General features: G+C 70.9%; 15 protein-coding genes. 12 read left to right on the top strand and 3 right to left on the bottom strand.

Annotation, left to right across the window (positions count from 1 at the left end):
* Positions 1-49: 49 nt before the first annotated feature.
* Positions 50-727 (top strand): uracil-DNA glycosylase, encoded by a 678-nt coding sequence (locus tag ACIQMX_RS23705; RefSeq protein WP_328952227.1) that lies wholly within the window; start codon positions 50-52, stop codon positions 725-727.
* A gap of 94 nt (positions 728-821) precedes the next feature.
* Here the strand turns inward: ACIQMX_RS23705 and ACIQMX_RS23700 are convergent, their stop codons facing one another.
* From ACIQMX_RS23700 to ACIQMX_RS23690, 3 genes are all read right to left on the bottom strand, one after another.
* Positions 822-1,910, bottom strand: a complete 1,089-nt coding sequence (locus ACIQMX_RS23700; RefSeq protein WP_402480854.1) for a WD40/YVTN/BNR-like repeat-containing protein — start codon at positions 1,908-1,910, stop codon at positions 822-824.
* Positions 1,911-2,042: 132 nt separating this feature from the next.
* Entirely contained in the window at positions 2,043-2,570 is a 528-nt protein-coding gene (locus ACIQMX_RS23695; protein ID WP_402480852.1) for a GNAT family N-acetyltransferase, read from the bottom strand.
* A 46-nt stretch (positions 2,571-2,616) separates the two neighbouring features.
* The gene (locus ACIQMX_RS23690; RefSeq protein ID WP_219572646.1) at positions 2,617-3,675 is read right to left on the bottom strand and encodes a LacI family DNA-binding transcriptional regulator; all 1,059 of its coding nucleotides are present in this window, start codon (positions 3,673-3,675) and stop codon (positions 2,617-2,619) included.
* A gap of 214 nt (positions 3,676-3,889) precedes the next feature.
* On the opposite strand from ACIQMX_RS23690, the gene ACIQMX_RS23685 reads away from it, so the two are divergent.
* The 11 genes from ACIQMX_RS23685 to ACIQMX_RS23635 all read left to right on the top strand — a co-directional run bounded on the left by ACIQMX_RS23685 (position 3,890) and on the right by ACIQMX_RS23635 (position 18,951).
* A complete protein-coding gene (locus ACIQMX_RS23685; RefSeq protein WP_402480849.1) occupies positions 3,890-5,137 on the top strand; it encodes an extracellular solute-binding protein in 1,248 nt (415 codons plus the stop codon).
* 2 nt (positions 5,138-5,139) lie between these two features.
* Complete coding sequence (locus tag ACIQMX_RS23680) at positions 5,140-6,069, top strand: sugar ABC transporter permease (RefSeq protein ID WP_363077446.1); 930 nt, start codon at positions 5,140-5,142, stop codon at positions 6,067-6,069.
* A 4-nt stretch (positions 6,070-6,073) separates the two neighbouring features.
* The gene (locus ACIQMX_RS23675) at positions 6,074-6,967 is read left to right on the top strand and encodes a carbohydrate ABC transporter permease (RefSeq protein WP_363077448.1); all 894 of its coding nucleotides are present in this window, start codon (positions 6,074-6,076) and stop codon (positions 6,965-6,967) included.
* A 50-nt stretch (positions 6,968-7,017) separates the two neighbouring features.
* A complete protein-coding gene (locus ACIQMX_RS23670) occupies positions 7,018-9,432 on the top strand; it encodes a glycoside hydrolase family 3 N-terminal domain-containing protein (RefSeq protein WP_402480846.1) in 2,415 nt (804 codons plus the stop codon).
* A gap of 155 nt (positions 9,433-9,587) precedes the next feature.
* On the top strand, positions 9,588-10,685 hold the full coding sequence (locus ACIQMX_RS23665) for an endo-1,4-beta-xylanase (protein WP_402480844.1): 1,098 nt from the start codon (positions 9,588-9,590) through the stop codon (positions 10,683-10,685).
* A 23-nt stretch (positions 10,686-10,708) separates the two neighbouring features.
* Positions 10,709-11,977, top strand: a complete 1,269-nt coding sequence (locus tag ACIQMX_RS23660; RefSeq protein WP_402480841.1) for a glucarate dehydratase family protein — start codon at positions 10,709-10,711, stop codon at positions 11,975-11,977.
* Positions 11,978-12,049: 72 nt separating this feature from the next.
* Positions 12,050-13,582: a sodium:solute symporter family protein gene (locus ACIQMX_RS23655; RefSeq protein WP_402480838.1), complete on the top strand. Its 1,533-nt coding sequence runs from the start codon at positions 12,050-12,052 to the stop codon at positions 13,580-13,582.
* Between the two features lie 83 nt (positions 13,583-13,665).
* Positions 13,666-16,848, top strand: coding sequence for a glycosyl hydrolase 115 family protein (locus ACIQMX_RS23650; protein WP_402480835.1), 3,183 nt, complete (start codon positions 13,666-13,668; stop codon positions 16,846-16,848).
* Positions 16,849-16,882: 34 nt separating this feature from the next.
* Positions 16,883-17,266 (top strand): hypothetical protein, encoded by a 384-nt coding sequence (locus ACIQMX_RS23645; protein WP_402480832.1) that lies wholly within the window; start codon positions 16,883-16,885, stop codon positions 17,264-17,266.
* A gap of 130 nt (positions 17,267-17,396) precedes the next feature.
* Positions 17,397-17,669: a DUF1876 domain-containing protein gene (locus tag ACIQMX_RS23640; RefSeq protein ID WP_219572999.1), complete on the top strand. Its 273-nt coding sequence runs from the start codon at positions 17,397-17,399 to the stop codon at positions 17,667-17,669.
* Between the two features lie 184 nt (positions 17,670-17,853).
* Positions 17,854-18,951 (top strand): NADH:flavin oxidoreductase/NADH oxidase, encoded by a 1,098-nt coding sequence (locus ACIQMX_RS23635; protein ID WP_402480829.1) that lies wholly within the window; start codon positions 17,854-17,856, stop codon positions 18,949-18,951.
* The last annotated feature ends 245 nt before the right edge of the window (positions 18,952-19,196 follow it).

The raw sequence follows: 19,196 nt of genomic DNA, 5'->3' as shown, positions 1-19,196 counted from the left end.
AGGCGGGGGAGGCGCAGGACACCCGTCGTTACGCCGGTAGGGTGAGGCTGTGACTGCGCGACCGTTGAACGAAGTTGTGGAGCCCGGATGGGCTCAGGCGTTGGCCCCCGTGGCGGGACGCATCGCCGAGATGGGGGACTTCCTGCGGGCGGAGGTCGCGGCAGGCCGTACGTATCTGCCGTCGGGGGCGAACGTGCTGCGCGCGTTCCAGCAGCCCTTCGACGAGGTGCGCGTGCTGATCGTCGGTCAGGACCCCTACCCCACGCCGGGGATGGCGATCGGGCTGAGCTTCGCGGTGGCACCCGAGGTTCGTCAGCTTCCGGGCAGCCTGGAGAACATCTACCGCGAACTGCACACGGACCTGGGCCTGCCCCGCCCGTCGAACGGCGACCTGACCCCGTGGACGCGGCAGGGCGTGCTGCTGCTGAACAGGGCGCTGACGACCGCGCCCCGCAAGCCGGCCGCTCATCGGGGCAAGGGCTGGGAAGAGGTCACCGAGCAGGCCATCCGGGCCCTGGTCGCGCGGGGCACCCCGCTGGTGTCCATCCTGTGGGGCCGCGACGCCCGCAATCTCCGTCCGTCGCTGGGGGACTTCCCGGCGATCGAGTCGGCCCACCCGTCTCCCATGTCGGCGGACCGGGGCTTCTTCGGCTCGCGCCCCTTCAGCAAGGCCAACGAACTCCTCGCGCGCCAAGGGGCGCAGCCGGTGGACTGGCGCCTCCCGTAGCCGCGGGCGGGCGGGCCCCCCGCCCGTCACCCCGCAGCCCGCGCTTGGCCCGGTCCCACCGGAGCGGGTCTGCCGGTGGCGCGGCGTTGCCCGGTCACCCGCCGATCGTGGCCGCCCGGACACACAGGACGTCGGGCAGGTGCGAGGCGAGCTGCTGCCAGCTGTCCCCGTCGTCCGCGCTCGCGTACACCTCCCCGTTGCGGTTGCCGAAGTACACGCCGGCCGGATCGGCGTCGTCCGTGCAGAGCGCGTCACGCAGCACCGTGCCGTAATGCGCGCCGTCGGGGAGTCCCGATGACAGCGGCTCCCAGCTGTCGCCCGCATCGGTCGTCCGGAAGACGCGGCAGCGGTGGCCGGCCGGGACCCGGTCGGCGTCGGCGTTGATCGGGAAGAGGTACGCCGTGTCCGCGCGGTGCGGGTGCGCCGCCACCGCGAAGCCGAAGTCGGAGGGCAGGCCCTGGCCGATGTCCGTCCAGTTGCCCCCGGCGTCGTCGCTGCGGAACACGCCCCAGTGGTTCTGGAGATAGAGGCGGTCGGGATCGACGGCGTCCCGGCTGACCTTGTGGACGCACTGTCCGAACTCCGGGTCCGGATCGGGCAGGAAGACCGCCGACACCCCCCGGTTCGCCGGGGTCCAGCTCTCGCCGCCGTCCGCGGTCCTGAACACCCCGGCGGTGGAGACGGCGACCGTGACCGACCGCGGGTCCCGCTCGTCCGTCAGAACCGTGTGCAGCCCCTCGCCACCTCCGCCCGGCACCCACTTCGAGCGCGTCGGATGCTCCCAGAGCGGGCGCACCAGCTCGAACGACTCGCCCCGGTCCCGCGAGCGGAACAGCGCGGCCGGCTCGGTGCCCGCGTACACGACATCGGGCGCCTCGGGGCCCGCCGGGTGCAGCTGCCAGACCCGTTCCAGTGACGTTCCGGTGAACTCGGGGAACTTCACGGCCGGTTGCGCCGGCTCGACCCAGCTCGCGCCCAGGTCGTCGGAGTGGAAGACGGACGGGCCCCAGTGCGCGCTGTCACCGCCCACCAGCAGCCGGGGTACGTCACCGCGCTTGTCGATGGCGATGGAGTAGATCGCCTGTGCGTTGAAGTGCGGATCGCCGAACTCCCACGCCCCGCCGCTCCTGCGGCCGATGAAGAGCCCCTTGCGGGTGCCGACGGTAAGCAGAACATCGGTCATGACCGAACCTCCCGAAACGCCGTTGTACCGGATATGCGCCAGTCTGCACCCGGCCACTGACAGTGGCGCGCAGGACGGCTCCGGACACCGCGGCATACGCGGCGGGAGACGGGTTGCAGGAAGCCCGGACGCTCAGCGCCCCGAGCCGGGCGCCTTCGGACGGGTCAGGAGGCGGGTCGTGCTTCCGTCGTCCTCGGCGAGGTCACGGACGTGACGGAAGCCGATGCGGGTCAGCAGGGCGAGCGACGCCTCATTGGCGGCGTCGACGGTCGCGTGCACCTCGGCCAGGCCCAGGGTGCCGAAGCCATGGGCGACCAGCGTCTCGGCGATCTCGGTGCCCAGGCCCTGACCCCATGCCGTGGGGGTCACGGCGTAGACGATCTCGTGGCCGTCCACGCCCGGGGTGGGGGACGGCTTGATCTCGGCGTGCCCGACTGCCCGCCCGTCCTGCCGCACCACCCAGACGCCGAACAGGTCCTGTGCGTACACCTTCGTGAAGAGCCGGCCGAACAGGGCCCGGTCCTCGGCCTCCTCGTCCACGCCGTCGCCCATCCAGCGCCCCACCCGGGCGTCCTGGAAGAGCGCGACGAAGTCTTCTTCGTCGGTGGGTGCGTACGGCTCCAGCAGGAGCCGACGCGTGTGCAGGACAGGGGTCTTCATGCCGCCGGACGGTACCCATGCCCGCACCCGGCCGCAACCGGGTTGATCAACGTCCGGGGGCCGCCGTGCTGCTGCGCACGACCAGGTTGGTGGCCAGGTCGACGCGGGTGGTCGCGGGCTGCCGGCCCCGGCCGAGGTCGAGGACCAGCCGGGCCGCGGTCTCCGCCATCTCTATGAGTGGCTGGCGCACCGTGGTCAGCGGCGGCCCGATCCACCGGGTGAGCGGCAGGTCGTCGAAGCCGACGACGCTGAGGTCCTCGGGGATGCGCAGTCCGAGTTCGCGTGCGGCCTCGTACACGCCGAGCGCCTGGAGGTCGTTCCCGGCGAAGATGGCGGTCGGCCGGTCCGCCATGCTCAGCAGCTCCATGCCCGTGGTGTATCCGGCCTCGTGCTGGAACTCGCCCTCGCGGACCAGGGCGGGGTCGATCGGCAGGCCCGCGGTCTCCAGGGCGGCACGGTAGCCGTCCACCCGGGCGCGGCTGCACATCATGCGCGACGGGCCGCTGATGACGCCGATCCTGCGGTGGCCGAGGCCGGTCAGGTGCCGGGTGGCGGCGAGCCCGCCCTGCCAGTTCGTCGTTCCGACGGACGGGACGTCGTCGCCGGGGTCGCCGGCCGGGTCGACCACCGCGTACGGAATGTTCCGGCTGGTGAGCTGGGCGCGCTGGGCGGCGGTGAGGTCCGACAGGACCAGGATCACCCCGACCGGCCGGCGCGCCAGCACTCCGTCCACCCAGGTCTGCCCGGGGGTGAGGCGGCCCGCGCTCTCGGACAGGACCAGGCTCAGGCCCTCCTCGCGCGCGACGTTCTCCACCCCCCGCACGACCTCCATGGCCCACGCGCTGTCCAGCTCGTGGAAGACCAGATCGATCAGCTGCGACTGCGTCGTGGAGCCGCGTCTGCGGCGGTAGCCGTGCAGCAGCAACAGCTCCTCGACCTTGGTGCGTGTGCCGGGGGCTACATCGGCCCGTCCGTTCAGCACCTTCGAAACTGTCGGAGCCGAGACTCCGGCCGCTCGGGCGATTTCCGCCAGGGTGGCGGTGCCGTCCGACGACTCGCCGGCCGGCGCATTCTCCTGATGTGACTGGACGTTTGCGGGGCTCATACAGGGAATCGTAACTGCCCGCCGCCCGGAGGGAGGGGTGGGCCCCCAAGGAAAATTCCCTCGACCGGCCCTCTTGACTGGCCCGAAACACGACCGTACGGTTCCGGCAACATTCGCAAGCAGGGCCGAAACATTCGACAGAGGTGCGGTCATGGGGTCGGGAATTTTCACTCAGAGTACGCGGGCGGCGAGATGGACCGCTGCCGGTGCGGCCATGCTGATGGCGGGCGTGCTGGTGGGCTGCGGGTCGGACGGCGGCAGCGGCAGCGACGGAGGCAGCCTCACCGCGTACGTCTACGGGGACGACGCGGTCAAGGTGCAGGAAGCCGCGGTCAAGGAGTTCAACAAGACCTCGAAGGTCAAGGTCAAGCTCGTTCCGGTTCCGGGCACCGAATACGTCAACAAGCTGCGGAGCGCCATGGGCTCTCCGAGCGCGCCCGACATCTTCTTCAACTGGGGCGGCGGCTCCATCAAGCCGTACGTCGACGCCGGCCAACTGGTCGACCTCACGTCGACGGTGAAGAACGACCCCACGCTCAAGGCCGGCTTCCTGCCCTCGATCATCACCGCCGGCGGCCTCGACGGGAAGACCTACGGCATCCCCATGCGCGGCATGCAGCCCGTGATGCTCTTCTACAACAAGACCCTCTTCGCCGAGAACGGCATCGAGCCCCCCAAGACGTGGGAGGACCTGCAGAAGGCCATCACCACCTTCAAGGACAAGGGCATCACCCCGTTCGCGCTCGGCGGCTCCGACAAGTGGCCCGAGCTGATGTGGATGGAGTACCTCCTGGACCGGATCGGCGGCCCCGACGTCTTCCGGAAGATCCAGAACGGCGACACCTCGGGCTGGGGCGACCCGGCCGTGCTCAAGACGGCCCAGACGGTCAAGCAGCTCGTCGACGAGGGCGCCTTCGGCAAGAACTTCAACTCCGTCGACTACGGCAACGGAGGCGCGCCCACCCTGCTCAACAAGGGCAAGGCCGCCATGCACCTGATGGGCTCGTGGGAGTACTCGACCCAGCTGGGGAAGGCGCCCGAGTTCGCCAAGAAGGACCTCGGCTGGACGGCGTTCCCGACCGTGGCCGGCGGTGTCGGTGACGCGGCGAACGTGGTGGGCAACCCCACCAACTACTGGTCGGTCAACGCCCGGACCAAGCACAAGGACGCGGCCATAGCGTTCCTCAAGGCCATGGCGTCCAAGACCTACGCCCAGGCCCTCGTCGACAACGGTGACGTCCCGACCACGTCGAACGCCGCCTCCATGCTGAGCGGCTCGCCCAACCCGAAGTTCGCCACCGACCAGTACGACATGGTCCAGAAGGCCCCGGACTTCACACTCTCCTGGGACCAGGCACTCGAGTCCCGGTACGCCACCCCGCTGCTCACCGAGATCAGCAAGCTGTTCGCCGGGAAGTCGACCCCCGAGCAGTTCGTCGCCGCGATGAAGGCCGTCAAGTAACAATGTCCCCTGTCTCTTCGTACAAAAAGGTGCGCGGAGGAAGGAAGGCGGCCGTCGGCAACGTCGGCCGCCCCCCGGTCGCCTGGGCCGTGCCCGGCATCCTCTTCTTCGCGCTCTTCGCGATCGTCCCGCTCGCGATCGCCGTCTATCTCTCCTTCTGCCAGTGGGACGGGCTGAACTCCCCGACACCCGTCGGCACGGACAACTGGACCCGGCTGTTCAAGGACCCGGAGTTCCGTCAGGCCGCGTGGCTCAGCCTGCTCCTCACCACGATCAGCTGGGCGTTCCAGACCCCGGTGGCGCTGCTCCTCGGCGTCTGGGCGGCGGGCAGGCAGCGCAGCCGGGCCGTGCTCTCGGCGGTCTTCTTCATCCCGCTGCTGCTCTCCACGACGGCCATCGCCATGCTGTTCCACGCGCTGCTCGACCCCAACTTCGGTGTCATCAAGACGATCGGACCCTGGTTCGGGATCGATCCGAACATCATGGGCTCGTCCACCGGCGCGCTGCTCACCGTGGCCTTCGTCGGCGGCTGGCAGTTCATGCCGTTCCACACCCTGATCTACCAGGGCGGCACCCGGCAGATACCGCAGGTCCTGTACCAGGCGGCGGAGATCGACGGGGCGGGCATGCTCCGCCAGTTCTTCCACATCACCCTGCCGCAACTGCGCAACACCATCACGACCTCGTCGGTCCTGATGATCGTCGGCTCGCTGACGTACTTCGACACCGTGCTGATCATGACCAAGGGCGGTCCCGGCACGGACACCACCGTGCTGCCGTACCTGATGTACCGGACCGGTTTCCAGACCTACGACCTCGGCTACGCCGCGGCGATCGCCACGGCCCTGGTCGTGGTGGCCACCGCCCTGTCACTGATCCTGGTCCGCTTCAGCGGCTTCGGGAACATGCGGTCCACCCGGGAAGGTATGTGACGCGATGTCTATCGACACCCGCCCCGCGGCGCGCCCCACGTCGCCCGTGACCCGGAGCCGGCCGGCCGCCGCCCGGCGCCGCAGGAAGTGGGGCAACCCGCTGGCCGGCCTGGGCTCGCTGGTCTGGCTGCTGCTCGTGGTCGTCCCGCTCTACACGCTGGTCTCCTCCTCGCTCATGCGCCAGGACGAGGCCCTCAACGGCGACCCGCTGGCCGTCCCCACCGACCCCACGCTCGACAACTACCGCACCGTGCTCGACAGCGGCTTCTCGACGATGCTCGCCAACACGGCCGTCGTCGCCGTGGCCACGGTGGCCATCGTCCTGCTGCTCTCGGTTCCCGTCGCGTACGTCGCGGTACGGACCCGCAGCCGGCTCTCGTCGCTCGCCTTCCGCACCTTCCTGCTCGGCGTCGCCATCCCCGCGCAGGCCGTCATCGTTCCGCTGTACCTGCTGATCAGCAAGATGGGTCTGTACGACAGTCTGCCGGCCATCATCCTGCCGACCGCGGCGTTCGCGATGCCGGTGGCCGTACTGATCCTCAGCGGCACCATGCGCGATGTGTCCGAGGAGATGTACGAGGCGATGGCGCTCGACGGCGCGAGCCCCCTGCGGATGCTGTGGCAGCTGGCGATCCCGATGTCCAAGGCGGGCATCAGCACGGTGGCGATCTACACGGCTCTGCAGGCGTGGAACGGCTTCCTGTTCCCGCTGATCCTGACCCAGTCGGAGGAGAACCGGGTTCTCACGCTGGGCCTGTTCAACTTCATGTCCCAGTTCGGCGTCAACGTGCCGGCCATCCTGGCCGCGATCGTGCTCTCCGTCGTGCCGATCTTCGCCGTGTACCTCGTGGCACGCAAGGCACTGGTCAACGGACTGATGGGGGTGGGCGGCAAGTAGCACTCCAGGCCGCCCCGTACCACCGCACTTACGAGAGGAACCCTGCCCCCATGGCAATCCCCGCTGTCCCGCACGCCCGCAGCACCGGAGCGGCCCCGCCCGTCGACGGCCCCTGGCGCGATCCCTCCCTCACCCCGGAGGAGCGGGTGGCCGACCTGATCCCCCGGATGACCCTGGAGGAGAAGACCGCCCAGCTGTACGGAATCTGGGTGGGCGCCGACGCCGAGGGCGACGGGGTCGCCCCGCACCAGAACGACATGGTCGACCCCGTCGACTGGGACGACCTGACGGCCCGCGGTCTCGGCCAGCTCACCCGGCCGTTCGGCACCGCACCCGTGGACCCCGGTGTCGGCGCCCTCGCCCTGGCCCGGGCCCAGGGGCGGATCGCGGAGGCCGGCCGCTTCGGCATCCCCGCACTCGCCCACGAGGAGTGCCTGGCCGGCTTCACCGCCTGGGGCGCGACGGCTTACCCCGTCCCCCTGTCGTGGGGAGCGGCGTGGAACCCGGACCTGGTCGCCGAGATGGCCCAGCGGATCGGCGCCGACATGCGGGCCGTCGGGGTGCACCAGGGCCTCGCACCCGTCCTGGACGTGGCCCGCGACCTGCGCTGGGGCCGGGTCGAGGAGACCATCGGCGAGGACCCCTACCTGGTGGCCACGATCGGCACCGCCTACGTGCGGGGGCTGGAGTCCGCCGGGATCATCTCCACGCTCAAGCACTTCGCCGGATACTCGGCCTCCGCCGGCGCCCGCAACCTCTCGCCGGTACGGGCCGGGGCCCGGGAGATGGCGGACGTGATCCTGCCGCCCTTCGAGATGGCCCTGCTGGAGGGCGGGGCGCGCTCGGTGATGCACTCGTACGCCGAGATCGACGGCGTGCCCGCGGCCGCCGACCCGGCCCTGCTCACCGGACTCCTCCGGGACACCTGGGGATTCACCGGGACCGTCGTCGCCGACTACTTCGGCATCGGCTTCCTGGAGACCCTGCACAAGGTCGCTGCCGACCGCGCGGGCGCCGCCCGGCTCGCCCTGGCCGCCGGCGTCGACGTGGAACTGCCCACCGTCCGCAGCTACGGCGACGTCCTCGTCGCCGCCGTCCGGGACGGGGCGGTGGACGAGGCGCTCGTCGACCGCGCCCTGCGCCGCGTCCTGCTCCAGAAGTGCGAGCTCGGACTGCTCGACCCGGACTGGTCGCCGCTGCCCGCCGTACTGAAGGGCGCGGACCCCGAGGAGGCCCGGGACACCGTCGACCTCGACCCGCCGGAGAACCGGGCCCTGGCCCGGGAGCTCGCCGAACAGGCCTGCGTGCTGCTCGCCAACCCCGGCGGCACGCTGCCGCTGCGGAACACCGGGCGCATCGCCGTGGTCGGGCCCCGCGCGGACGACGCGCTGGCCATGCTCGGCTGCTACTCCTTCCCCAGCCACGTCGGCGTCTCGCACCCCGAGTTCGCGATGGGGATCGACGTGCCGACGGTGCTGGACTCGCTGCGCGGGGAGTTCCCCGGTTCCGCGGTGGACTTCGCCGCCGGCTGCGAGGTGGACGGCACGGACGGCTCCGGGATCGCGGAGGCCGTCCGGCTGGCCCGGGACTCCGGTGTCTGCGTCGCCGTACTCGGCGACCGGGCCGGTCTCTTCGGCCGCGGCACGTCCGGCGAGGGCTGCGACGCGACCGACCTCTCGCTGCCCGGCATGCAGGGCGAGCTCCTCGACGCCCTGCTGGCGACCGGCACCCCGGTGGTCCTGGTCCTGCTGACGGGCCGTCCGTACGCGCTGGGGCGCTGGGCGGACCGGACCGCGGCGATCGTGCAGGCCTTCTTCCCGGGAGAGGAGGGCGGTCCGGCGCTGGCCGGGGTGCTCTCCGGTCGCGTCAACCCCTCCGGCCGGCTGCCGGTGGGCGTTCCGCAGGGACCCGGCGGTCAGCCGTGGACGTATCTGCAGCCGCCGCTCGGCCTGGCGAGCGGGGTCAGCAACCTGGATCCGACGCCGCTCTACGCCTTCGGGCACGGCCTGTCGTACACGGCCTTCGACTGGGAGCAGGGCGATCCGGCCCCGGCCGAGATTCCCACCGACGGTTTTGCCGACGTCGAGGTGACGGTCCGCAACACCGGGGAGCGCGACGGGGCCGAAGTGGTGCAGCTCTACCTCCACGACCCGGTGGCCCAGACCACCCGGCCCCAGGCACGGCTGATCGGCTACGCCAGGGTTCCGCTCGCCGCCGGCGCGGCGGCCAGGGTCCGGTTCCGCTTCCACGCGGACCTGGCGTCCTTCACCGGCATCGGCGGCCGTCGCGTCGTCGAGCCGGGCGCGCTCGAACTGCGGCTCGCCGCCTCCAGCGACGCGGCCGACGTACGCCGGACCCTGCACCTCCGGCTCACCGGTCCCGAGCGGATCGTGGACCACCGCCGGCAGCTGGTCTGCGGCACTTCGGTCGAGCCCGTCCCCGTACCGGAGCCGGCCGCGCACTGACCGGCTCCGCCCGCACAGCCGCACCATTCCCCGTGAACCTCCCCGCCGCGACTGCGGGGAGGTTCACGAAACTTTCGAAGCATCTTCATCGAACGTGCGTCGATCCCGGGCAAGCAGATCCCGCGGGAGGCGCGCCCACCGAAAAGGGACATGTCATGCGCAAGACAATTCGGTCCGCCATGGTCGGCACCGCCGCCGCGGCCCTGCTCGTCTCCTCCTTCGCGCTCAGCGCCTCGGCGGCCCCGGAACGCCCCGCCTCCCACCGGAAGCCGAAGCCCCCCGCCGCCGACACCCTGGGCGGCCTCGGCCTGCGGGCCGGCCTGCGCATCGGAACCGCCGTCGACATGGCGGCCCTGGCGGCGGACGCTCCCTACCGGGCCAAGGCGGCGGGCGAGTTCACCTCCGTCACCCCGGAGAACGTCATGAAGTGGGAGGCCGTCGAGAAGGAGCGGGGCACCTACGACTGGACCGCGGCCGACGAACTGGTCGACTTCGCCGCAGCCAACGGCCAGCTGGTGCGCGGCCACACCCTGCTCTGGCACAACCAGCTGCCGTCCTGGCTCACCGAGGGCGACTTCGGTGCCGACGAGCTGCGCGCCATCCTGCGCAAGCACATCACCGACGAGGCCGGCCACTTCAGGGGCCGGATCTGGCAGTGGGACGTCGTCAACGAGGCCTTCAACGACGACGGCACCCTGCGCGACAGCATCTGGCTCCGCAAGCTCGGCCCCGGCTACATCGCGGACGCCTTCCGCTGGGCCCACCGGGCCGACCCCAAGGCCAAGCTGTTCATCAACGACTACAACATCGAAGGCGTCAACGCCAAGAGCACCGCGCTGTACAACCTGGTCGTGGAGCTGCGCAGGCAGCACGTACCGATCGACGGCGTCGGCATCCAGGGCCACCTCTCCGTCCAGTACAACGCCCCGCACGACATCGCCGAGAACATGTCGCGGTTCGACGGCCTCGGTCTGGAGACCGCGATCACCGAGGCCGACGTCCGCATCCCGATGCCCTCCGACAGCACCAAGCAGGAGGCCCAGGCCGAGGGGTACGACGTGCTGCTGCGCGGCTGCCTGCTCACCCGTCACTGCACCGACTTCACCGTGTGGGGCTTCACCGACAAGTACTCCTGGGTGCCCTCCACCTTCGAGGGCGAGGGCGCGGCCAACCTCTTCGACGAGAACTACGCGGCCAAGCCCGCGTACAAGGCACTGACCCAGGACCTGAAGCTCGCCGCCGGCCGGGACTGACCGCTCACCCGAAGGGCATCGGTATGACGAACAGCCTCCGGATCACCGGAGTGAGGATCACCCCGGTGGCCTTCCGGGACCCGGCTCTGCTGAACGCCGTGGGCGTGCACGAACCGTACGCGCTGCGGGCCATCGTCGAGGTCGGCACCGGCGAAGGACTTGTCGGGCTCGGCGAGACCTACGCCGACGAGGGGCATCTGCGCCGCCTGCGGGCGGCCGCGGACGCCCTCACCGGGATGGACGTGTACGCACTGGGCGCCATGCACCGCAAGGTGGCCGAGGCGCTCGCGGGGGACGACGGCACCGGCGGTTCGGGACTGACCGGGATGATCGCCACCAGCAGCGCCGTCGACCGGGTCTTCTCCCCGTTCGAGGTCGCCTGTCTGGACCTCCAGGGGAAGGCGGCAGGCCGCCCGGTCAGCGATCTGCTGGGCGGTGCCGTGCGGGACTCCGTCCCGTTCAGCGCCTACCTCTTCCACAAGTGGGCGGGGCACCCCGGCGGCGAGCCCGACGACTGGGGCGCGGCACTGGATCCGGACGCCCTCGTGGCCCAGGCCCGGCGCATGATCGCCGAGTACGGATTCACCGCCGTCAAGCTCAAGGGCGGTGTCCGGCCGCCCGAGGAGGAGGTCGAGGCGGTCCTCGCCCTGCGCGAGGCCTTCCCGGGGGTGCCGCTCCGGCTGGATCCCAACGCCGCCTGGAGTGTGCCGACTTCGGTGGCGGTGGCCCGCCGGCTGGAGGGCGTCCTCGAATACCTGGAGGACCCCACCCCGGGACTCGCGGGCATGGCGGAGGTGGCGCGGCAGACCCCGGTGCCGCTCGCCACCAACATGTGCGTCGTCGCTTTCGAGCACCTGGCGCCGGCCGTGCGGCAGGACGCCGTACAGGTGGTGCTCTCCGACCATCACTACTGGGGCGGTCTGCACCGCTCGAAACAGCTCTCCGGCATCTGCGACACCTTCGGCATGGGGCTGTCCATGCACTCCAACTCCCATCTCGGCATCAGCCTGGCCGCGATGACCCACCTGGCAGCCGCCACACCCCACCTCACCTACGCCTGTGACACGCACTGGCCGTGGAAGACGGAGGAGGTCGTCGAGCCCGGCGTACTCGAGTTCACCGACGGGTCCGTCCAGGTGCCCGAGGGGCCGGGGCTCGGGGTGGAACTCGACCGGGACGCGCTGGCCCGGCTGCACGAGCAGTACCTCGGCTGCGGTCTGCGCAACCGGGACGACACCGGCTACATGAAGCGGATCGACCCGCGCTACGAGAGGAAGTCACCGCGCTGGTGACCCGCCGCGGAGCCCGCTGCGGGTTCCGCGGCCCACCCTCCGTACCCCCTCACAGGACATCGAGGTTCTGTCATGGCCCCACTCGACTGGGCCGCTCTGGGCGGCTACTTCCTGGTGATGCTGCTCATCGGCCTCTGGTCGCACAAGCGCGTCGGTGACGTCAGCGACTACTTCACCGGCGGCGGCCGGATGCCCTGGTGGCTGTCCGGCATCTCCCACCACATGTCCGGCTACAGCGCCGCCGTGTTCGTCGCCTACGCCGCCATCGCCTACAGCTACGGCATCACCGTCTACGTCTGGGCGTTCCTGCCGCTAGCCCTCGGCACCGGCGTGGGCGCCTGGCTGTTCGCCCCGCGCTGGAACCGGCTGCGGCAGCGTTACGCCGTCGCCTCGCCGCTGGAGTACCTGGCCCGGCGGTACAACGTCCCCACCCAGCAGGCGCTCGCATGGAGCGGCGCCCTGCTCAAGGTCTTCGACGTCGCCGCGAAATGGGCGTCGGTAGCGGTCCTGCTCAACGTGTTCGCCGGTATGTCCATGACGGCCGGCATCCTGATCACCGGCGTGGTCACCCTGCTGTACTGCACCGTCGGCGGGCTGTGGGCCGACGCGCTCACCGACTTCGGCCAGTTCGTCATCCAGGGCTTCGCGGCGCTGGCCATGGTCTGGGTCGTCCTCGACCGGCTCGGTGACGGCATCACCGGACTCGGCACGATCTGGCACCGGCTGCCGGAGGGCCACGGCCATCCGCTGGTCGGCCCGTACACGGCCACCTTCCTCGGCGCGTACGTCGTCGTGAAACTCTTCGAGTACAACGGCGGCATGTGGAACCTGGCCCAGCGGTACATGGCCACCGACACCCCGGAGGCCGCCCGGCGTTCGGCCGGGCTCTCCGCCGTGCTGTACGTGGTGTGGCCCGCTGTCCTGCTGTTCCCGCCACTCGCCGCGGCCGTACTCCTGCCGGACATCACCGATCCGCAGAAGGTCTACGCGCTGATGGCGCAGTCGTACCTGCCGGCGGGCCTGGTGGGGCTGACCCTGGCGGGGATGTTCTCCCACACGATGGCCATGGCATCGTCCGACGCCAACGCGGTCTCCGCCGTCGTCACCCGCGACATCATCCCGGCGCTCGTGCGCGGCGCCAGGAGCCTGCCCCCGGCGACGGGGCTGCTCATCGCCCGGGTCTGCACGGTCGTCTTCATCACCATCAGCATGGTCGTCGCCATCGAGGCCGATCACTTCGGCGGAGTGCTGGGCATCATCGTCGGCCTGGTCGCCGCCGTGATGGGGCCGATCTCCATCCCGATGCTGCTCGGTCTGCTGCCGCTGTTCCGCCGGTGCGGTCCGCGGGCGGCGCTGTCCTCCTGGGCGCTCGGGCTGACCGGCTACGTCCTGGTGAAGTTCGTGCTCGACAGCACCGACCAGACCCTCGTCATCGTCACCCCGCTGGTGACCTCGCTGGTGGTGTACGTCGTCGTCGGGCTCATCGCTCCCGAACCCGACGCGACGGCCGACGCGATCGTCACGGCCGTCTCGGGTCCCGACGGCGACGAGGAGCCGGCCACGGCCGCGCAGCCGGAGCCCGTGGTTCCCGGCTCCGCCGGCTGACCGGGCCCGGCCCCTTGCCGGAGAACTGATCCGGGCACTCATCCACCCAATTTGTCAAGAATATGAACAAATAGGAGAGCAGTATGGACGACAACGTTCCGCAGTACGCGGGCCGCAGAGCGGTGCTGGGACTCGGGCTGGGTCTCACCGCACTCACCGCGACCCCTCTCGGCTCCCTCCTCGGCCTGTCCGCCGAGGCGTCCGCGAGCGGCCCCGCCCCGGCGGTGCGGCCGACGGACCCCGGCGCGTACATCTCGTTCACGCCCCGGCGCGGCAGCTTCGCACTCGTCAGGAACGGGCGCGCGGTCCCGATCCTGGTCAGCGACCGCGACTGGGCCGGAGTCGTCCGGGTGGCCGGGGACCTCCAGAGCGACATCGAACGGGTCACCGGTGTCCGCCCCGTCCTCTCGCACGGCGCGGCGCCCAAGGGCCGTGAGATCACGATCATCGGAACCCTGGGCCGCAGCCCGCTGATCGACGGACTCGTCGCCCGCGGCAAGCTCGACGTCTCCGCGATCCACGGCAAGTGGGAGACCAGCCTCCAGACCGTCGTCGACCAGCCGCTGCCCGGGGTGGAGCGCGCACTCGTGATCGCGGGCAGCGACCAGCGCGGCACGATCTTCGGGACGTACGACGTCTCGCGCGGCATCGGTGTCTCGCCCTGGTACTGGTGGGACGACGTCGCTCCCGTGCACCGGGACGAGATCCACGTCCTGCCCGGCCGGCACACCCAGGGCACCCCGGCCGTCAGGTACCGCGGCTTCTTCATCAACGACGAGAACCCGGCGCTCGGCACCTGGGCGCCCGCCTACTTCGGCCCCGGCAAGGCGCCCGGCTTCGAGGGCGGATTCAACGCCGACTTCTACGCCAGGATCTTCGAGGTGATGCTGCGCCTCAAGGCCAACTACCTCTGGCCCGCCGTCTGGGGGCGCGCGTTCGCCGAGGACGACCCGCTCAACCACGCCACAGCCAAGGCGTACGGCGTCGTGATGGGCACCTCGCACGAGGCCCCCATGATGCGCGGCATCGAGGAGTGGAACCGTCACGCGGTCGCGGCGGTACGCGACAGCGCGGGCACCGTCACCACACCCGGACACGACCCGTACGGCGGCACCGGCGAGTGGTCCTTCCGCCGCAACGCCGAGGCCATCAAGGCCTACTGGGCCGACGGCATCCGCCGGATGAAGGACGAGGACTTCGAAGGCGTCGTCACCCTGGGCATGCGCGGCAACGGCGACGTCAGCCTGCCCGACGGCGACGGCATCGAGCTGATGACCGAGATCATCGCCACCCAGCGGCAGATCCTGGCCGAGGTCTCCGGCAGGGACGTCACCACCATCCCGCAGGTCTGGACGCTCTACAAGGAGGTCCAGCGCTACTGGGACCGCGGACTGCGGGTCCCCGACGACGTCACGGTGGTGCTCACCGACGACAACTGGGCCAACATCCGCAAGCTGCCCGACCTGGAGCACGATGCCCGCGAGGGCGGTTACGGGCTCTACTACCACTTCGACTACGTCGGGGTCGGCCGCAACTACAAGTGGGTGGACACCGCTTCCCTGCCCAACATGTGGGACCAGCTCCACCAGTCCGTCGCCTACGGGAACCACGGACTGTGGATCACCAACGTCGGCGACCTCAAGGGCAACGAACTGCCCACGCAGTTCTTCCTGGAGTACGCCTGGGACCCGGAGCGGTGGACCCTGGACCGGCTGCCGGAGTGGGAGGAGCGCTACGCACGGCAGAACTTCGGCGAGAAGCAGGCCGCCGCGATCGCCTCCGTCCTGCGCGCCTACGCCCGGCTCCAGTCGCGGCGCAAGCCCGAGCTGCTCAACCGGAGGATCACCCTCGACCCGGCCAAGGACCCCGCCGAGGACAGCTCGGCGATCGTGTACGACGACCGGGCGACCCCGTTCAGCATCGTCGACTACCGCGAACTGGAGCGCGTCACGGAGGAATGGCGGCAGCTCGGCGCGGAGGCCGAGCGCGTCGGACGCCGGCTGCCGGCCTCCGCCCAGGACGCCTGGTACGAACTGGTCGGGTACGAGGTGCAGGCCACCGCCAATCTGTACGCCCTGCGCGAGGCGGAGTTCACCAGCCTGCACTACGCCGCTCAGGGCAGGGCCCGCACCAATGACCTGGCGGCCGACGCCGAGGCCCGGCTCGCCGACGACCTGGCCCTGGCCGACCGCTTCAACACGCGGATCGCCGGCGGAAAGTGGCAGGGCTTCCAGACCCAGCCGCACATCGACTACGGCGACGTGGCCCGGTACGGCCCGAACGCCCCCTGGCAGCAGCCCGAGATCAACAATGTCGCGCTCAAGGACGTCCTCTTCCCGGCGGTCCGGCGCATCGACCTGCCCGCCGGAGCCGAGATGGGCGTCGCCGTCGACGGCTCGGCAGCGTGGTGGCCGCACGAGCAGGGCCCTGCCGTGCTCCCGGTCTTCAGCCCGTACCAGAGCCAGCCCGCCCAGTACATCGAGGTGTTCAACCGGGGCCGCGAACCGTTCGACTACCGGGTGCGCACCGGTGTCTCCTGGCTGACCGCGGACCGGGTCAGGGGCCGCGTCGAACAGCAGGACCGGATCACGCTGCGCGTCGACTGGGCCAGGGCCCCGAAGGGTGTCACCGAGGTCCCGGTCACCGTCAGCGGGCCGGACGGGGCGGAGGTGGTCGTCACGGCGGTCGTCGACCGTCCCGCGCTGTCCCGCTCACGCCTCGACGGCTTCGTCGAGGCCAACGGGTACGTTTCCATCGAGGCGGACCACTACAGCCGGGCCGTCGGCGGCGCGGGCATCAGCTGGCAGCGCATCCCGGACATCGGGCGGACCGGCGCCGGGATGGAACCCTTCCCGGTCACCGCCGCCCGGCAGACGCCCGGCGGCTCCGGCCCCCGGCTGGAGTACCGCGTCAGCCTGTTCACCACCGGCCCGGTCACCGTCCACGCCTATCTGTCGCCCCGCAACAACCCGCTGCCGACCGACGGGCTGACGTATGCCGTCTCCTTCGACGACGCCGCACCGCAGTCGGTGAACGTCACGAAGGTGACGGGGGCCGACGACGGGACCATGAACGCGCAGTGGGCCCGCAACACCTCCGACAACGTCAACGTCACCGCCACGGAGCACCACATCGCCGCCCCCGGAGTGCATGTGCTGAAATTCTGGATGGTCGACCCGACGGTCGTGCTGCAGAACCTGGTGGTCGACACCGGCGGCCTCAAGCCCAGCTATCTGGGCCCGCCGGAGAGCCTCCGGCTGCACTGAGAAGCCCGGGCCCGGGCAAGGGAGAGCAGAGCCAATGACGAGCGGCAACGACGGCACCGGTGCGCAGGGCGGCCGCCTGGCGGCGGCCGCCGTCGGTGAGGGCGTCGAGATCAGGGTCGGCACACCGTCGGGAGAGCTCGCGCTGACCTGCACCCCGGCCCGGGCCCGGGAACTGGCCACCGCTCTCGGACTCGCGGCGGACGAGGCCGAGAGCGCGCGGTCACAGGCCCCGGTCACCGTCAGGGCGGACGAGCTGCGCCGCGGGGACGTGCGCGACGGTGAGCGCGCGATGACCGTGGACTCCGTCCGGACCGACGGGGCCACCACCCACATCACCTGGAAGTCGGGTCCCGGCCGCAGCTGGAACCAGCTCTACGACGCCGACGCCCGCATCACGCTGCGCCGTCGCGGACGGTGACGACCTGGCTGCCGGGAGCCCGTCCGCTGGCGCGCACCGGAGCCCCATCCGGTCCGGGGCCCCGCCCCGGCGCGCACGGCGGCGGGACCAGGCGCACCCTGGAAGGAAGACGACTCCGGAGGTGAGCGCCATGACACAGACGGCTGTCGGATGGCACATCGAGCTGGAATTCGAGGAAGACACCCACCGCACCCGCGCGGCCGCTCTGGTGCGGCTCTCCGACGGGAGCGAGGTCCGTGCCCACGGCTATGCGAGCCGCCATCCCTCCGACTCCGAACAGCCCAGGGTGGGCGAGGAGATCGCGGGGGCCCGCGCACTCAACGAACTGGCGATGAAGCTGCTGACCAAGGCCCATGACGAGATCGACGAGGCGTCCGGCCGCACGTCGTACCCGCTGACCTGACCCGCATCGCTCCGGACTCCGTTCCGTCCCGGGTCTCTCGGTTCGGATCACGCCGGACCGCGCTCCTTCTCCGGCCTGATCGGCGAAGGACCCTAGTACGAGAGACGTCGTAATTTGACGGACGTCGTAGTACGGGATGTATCGTACTAGCGATCCTTCCGTACCCGACGAAACGGAGTCCGTCGTGAGTGCCCTTTTCGACCCCTTCACCCTGAGGTCGCTCGTCGTGCCCAACCGGGTATGGATGGCACCCATGTGCCAGTACTGCGCCGCGGTGGAGGGGCCCGGGACGGGCGTGCCCACCGACTGGCACTTCGCGCATCTCGCCGCCCGCGCCACCGGCGGCACCGGACTGATCCTCACCGAGGCGACGGCCGTCAGCCCCGAGGGGCGCATCAGCCCGGCCGACCTCGGCATCTGGAACGACACCCAGGCAGCCGCCTTCCGCCGCATCACGGACTTCGTCAAGGCGCAGGGGTCGGTCATCGGGATCCAGCTCGCCCACGCGGGCCGCAAGGCCTCGACCGCGGCCCCCTGGACCGGCGGCGGACCCGTCGGGCCCGAAGCGCACGGCTGGACCCCCGTCGCCCCGAGCCCGCTGCCCTTCGACGCCGGCTACCCCGTGCCGCACGAGCTGACCTTCGACGAGATCCAGGCGGTCGTCGCGGACTTCCGTGAGGCCGCGCGCCGCGCCCTCGAAGCGGGCTTCCAGGTCGCCGAGGTGCACGGCGCGCACGGCTACCTCGTCGGCCAGTTCCTGTCGCCGCACAGCAACCACCGCACCGACGCGTACGGCGGCAGCTACGAGAACCGCGTCCGCTTCGCCCTCCAGGTCGTCGACGCGGTCCGGGAGGTGTGGCCCGAGGAACTGCCCGTCTTCTTCCGGATCTCCGCCACGGACTGGCTCACCGAGAACGCGGAGGACGAGCGCGAGGGCTGGACCGCCGACGAGACCGTACGGCTGGCCGAGGAACTGCGGGCGCACGGCGTCGACCTGCTCGACGTCTCCACCGGCGGAAACGCCCCCCGCGCCCGCATCACGACCGGACCCGGCTACCAGGTTCCCTTCGCCGAGCGCGTGAAGCGGGAGACCTCGCTCCCCGTCGCGGCCGTCGGTCTGATCACCGACCCGCAGCACGCCGAGAAGATCCTCACCGAAGGCAGCGCGGACGCGGTTCTCCTCGGGCGTGAACTGCTGCGCAGCCCGTCCTGGGCGCAGTACGCGGCGCGTGAACTGAACGGCCGGGCACACGCCCCCGAGCAGTACGCGTACGCGATCTGAGCACACCCGCCGCGCCCTCTGCGTGCTCCGGCCCGCCATCTCCCGATGGCGGGCCGGAGCACGCAGAGGGCGATTGCGTACCCGCCGTCCGGATCGCGGCATCCGTTCACCGCGCATTCATCCGGGATGACGGCTGGGGCATTCCCTCCCGTGCTCCGGGGATCTACGCTCGGCCGCGCATCGATCACGTGGTCACGGGCCGCAAGCCGGCCGCTGACAACGTTGTCCGAACTCCCGGAAGGTAC

Origin of the sequence: Streptomyces sp. NPDC091416 (genome assembly GCF_044756845.1) — a bacterium.
Taxonomy (GTDB): domain Bacteria; phylum Actinomycetota; class Actinomycetes; order Streptomycetales; family Streptomycetaceae; genus Streptomyces.
This window is presented reverse-complemented; position numbering and strand designations above follow the sequence as displayed.

Bases quoted from the DNA above. Each gene is read 5' to 3' on its own strand.
- ACIQMX_RS23640 (WP_219572999.1), top strand. From the start codon at position 17,397: ATGACACAGACGGCTGTCGGATGGCACATCGAGCTGGAATTCGAGGAA.
- ACIQMX_RS23645 (WP_402480832.1), top strand. From the start codon at position 16,883: ATGACGAGCGGCAACGACGGCACCGGTGCGCAGGGCGGCCGCCTGGCG.
- ACIQMX_RS23700 (WP_402480854.1), bottom strand. From the start codon at position 1,910: ATGACCGATGTTCTGCTTACCGTCGGCACCCGCAAGGGGCTCTTCATC.
- ACIQMX_RS23670 (WP_402480846.1), top strand. From the start codon at position 7,018: ATGGCAATCCCCGCTGTCCCGCACGCCCGCAGCACCGGAGCGGCCCCG.
- ACIQMX_RS23650 (WP_402480835.1), top strand. From the start codon at position 13,666: ATGGACGACAACGTTCCGCAGTACGCGGGCCGCAGAGCGGTGCTGGGA.
- ACIQMX_RS23655 (WP_402480838.1), top strand. From the start codon at position 12,050: ATGGCCCCACTCGACTGGGCCGCTCTGGGCGGCTACTTCCTGGTGATG.
- ACIQMX_RS23685 (WP_402480849.1), top strand. From the start codon at position 3,890: ATGCTGATGGCGGGCGTGCTGGTGGGCTGCGGGTCGGACGGCGGCAGC.
- ACIQMX_RS23665 (WP_402480844.1), top strand. From the start codon at position 9,588: ATGCGCAAGACAATTCGGTCCGCCATGGTCGGCACCGCCGCCGCGGCC.
- ACIQMX_RS23660 (WP_402480841.1), top strand. From the start codon at position 10,709: ATGACGAACAGCCTCCGGATCACCGGAGTGAGGATCACCCCGGTGGCC.
- ACIQMX_RS23690 (WP_219572646.1), bottom strand. From the start codon at position 3,675: ATGAGCCCCGCAAACGTCCAGTCACATCAGGAGAATGCGCCGGCCGGC.
- ACIQMX_RS23675 (WP_363077448.1), top strand. From the start codon at position 6,074: ATGTCTATCGACACCCGCCCCGCGGCGCGCCCCACGTCGCCCGTGACC.
- ACIQMX_RS23680 (WP_363077446.1), top strand. From the start codon at position 5,140: ATGTCCCCTGTCTCTTCGTACAAAAAGGTGCGCGGAGGAAGGAAGGCG.
- ACIQMX_RS23695 (WP_402480852.1), bottom strand. From the start codon at position 2,570: ATGAAGACCCCTGTCCTGCACACGCGTCGGCTCCTGCTGGAGCCGTAC.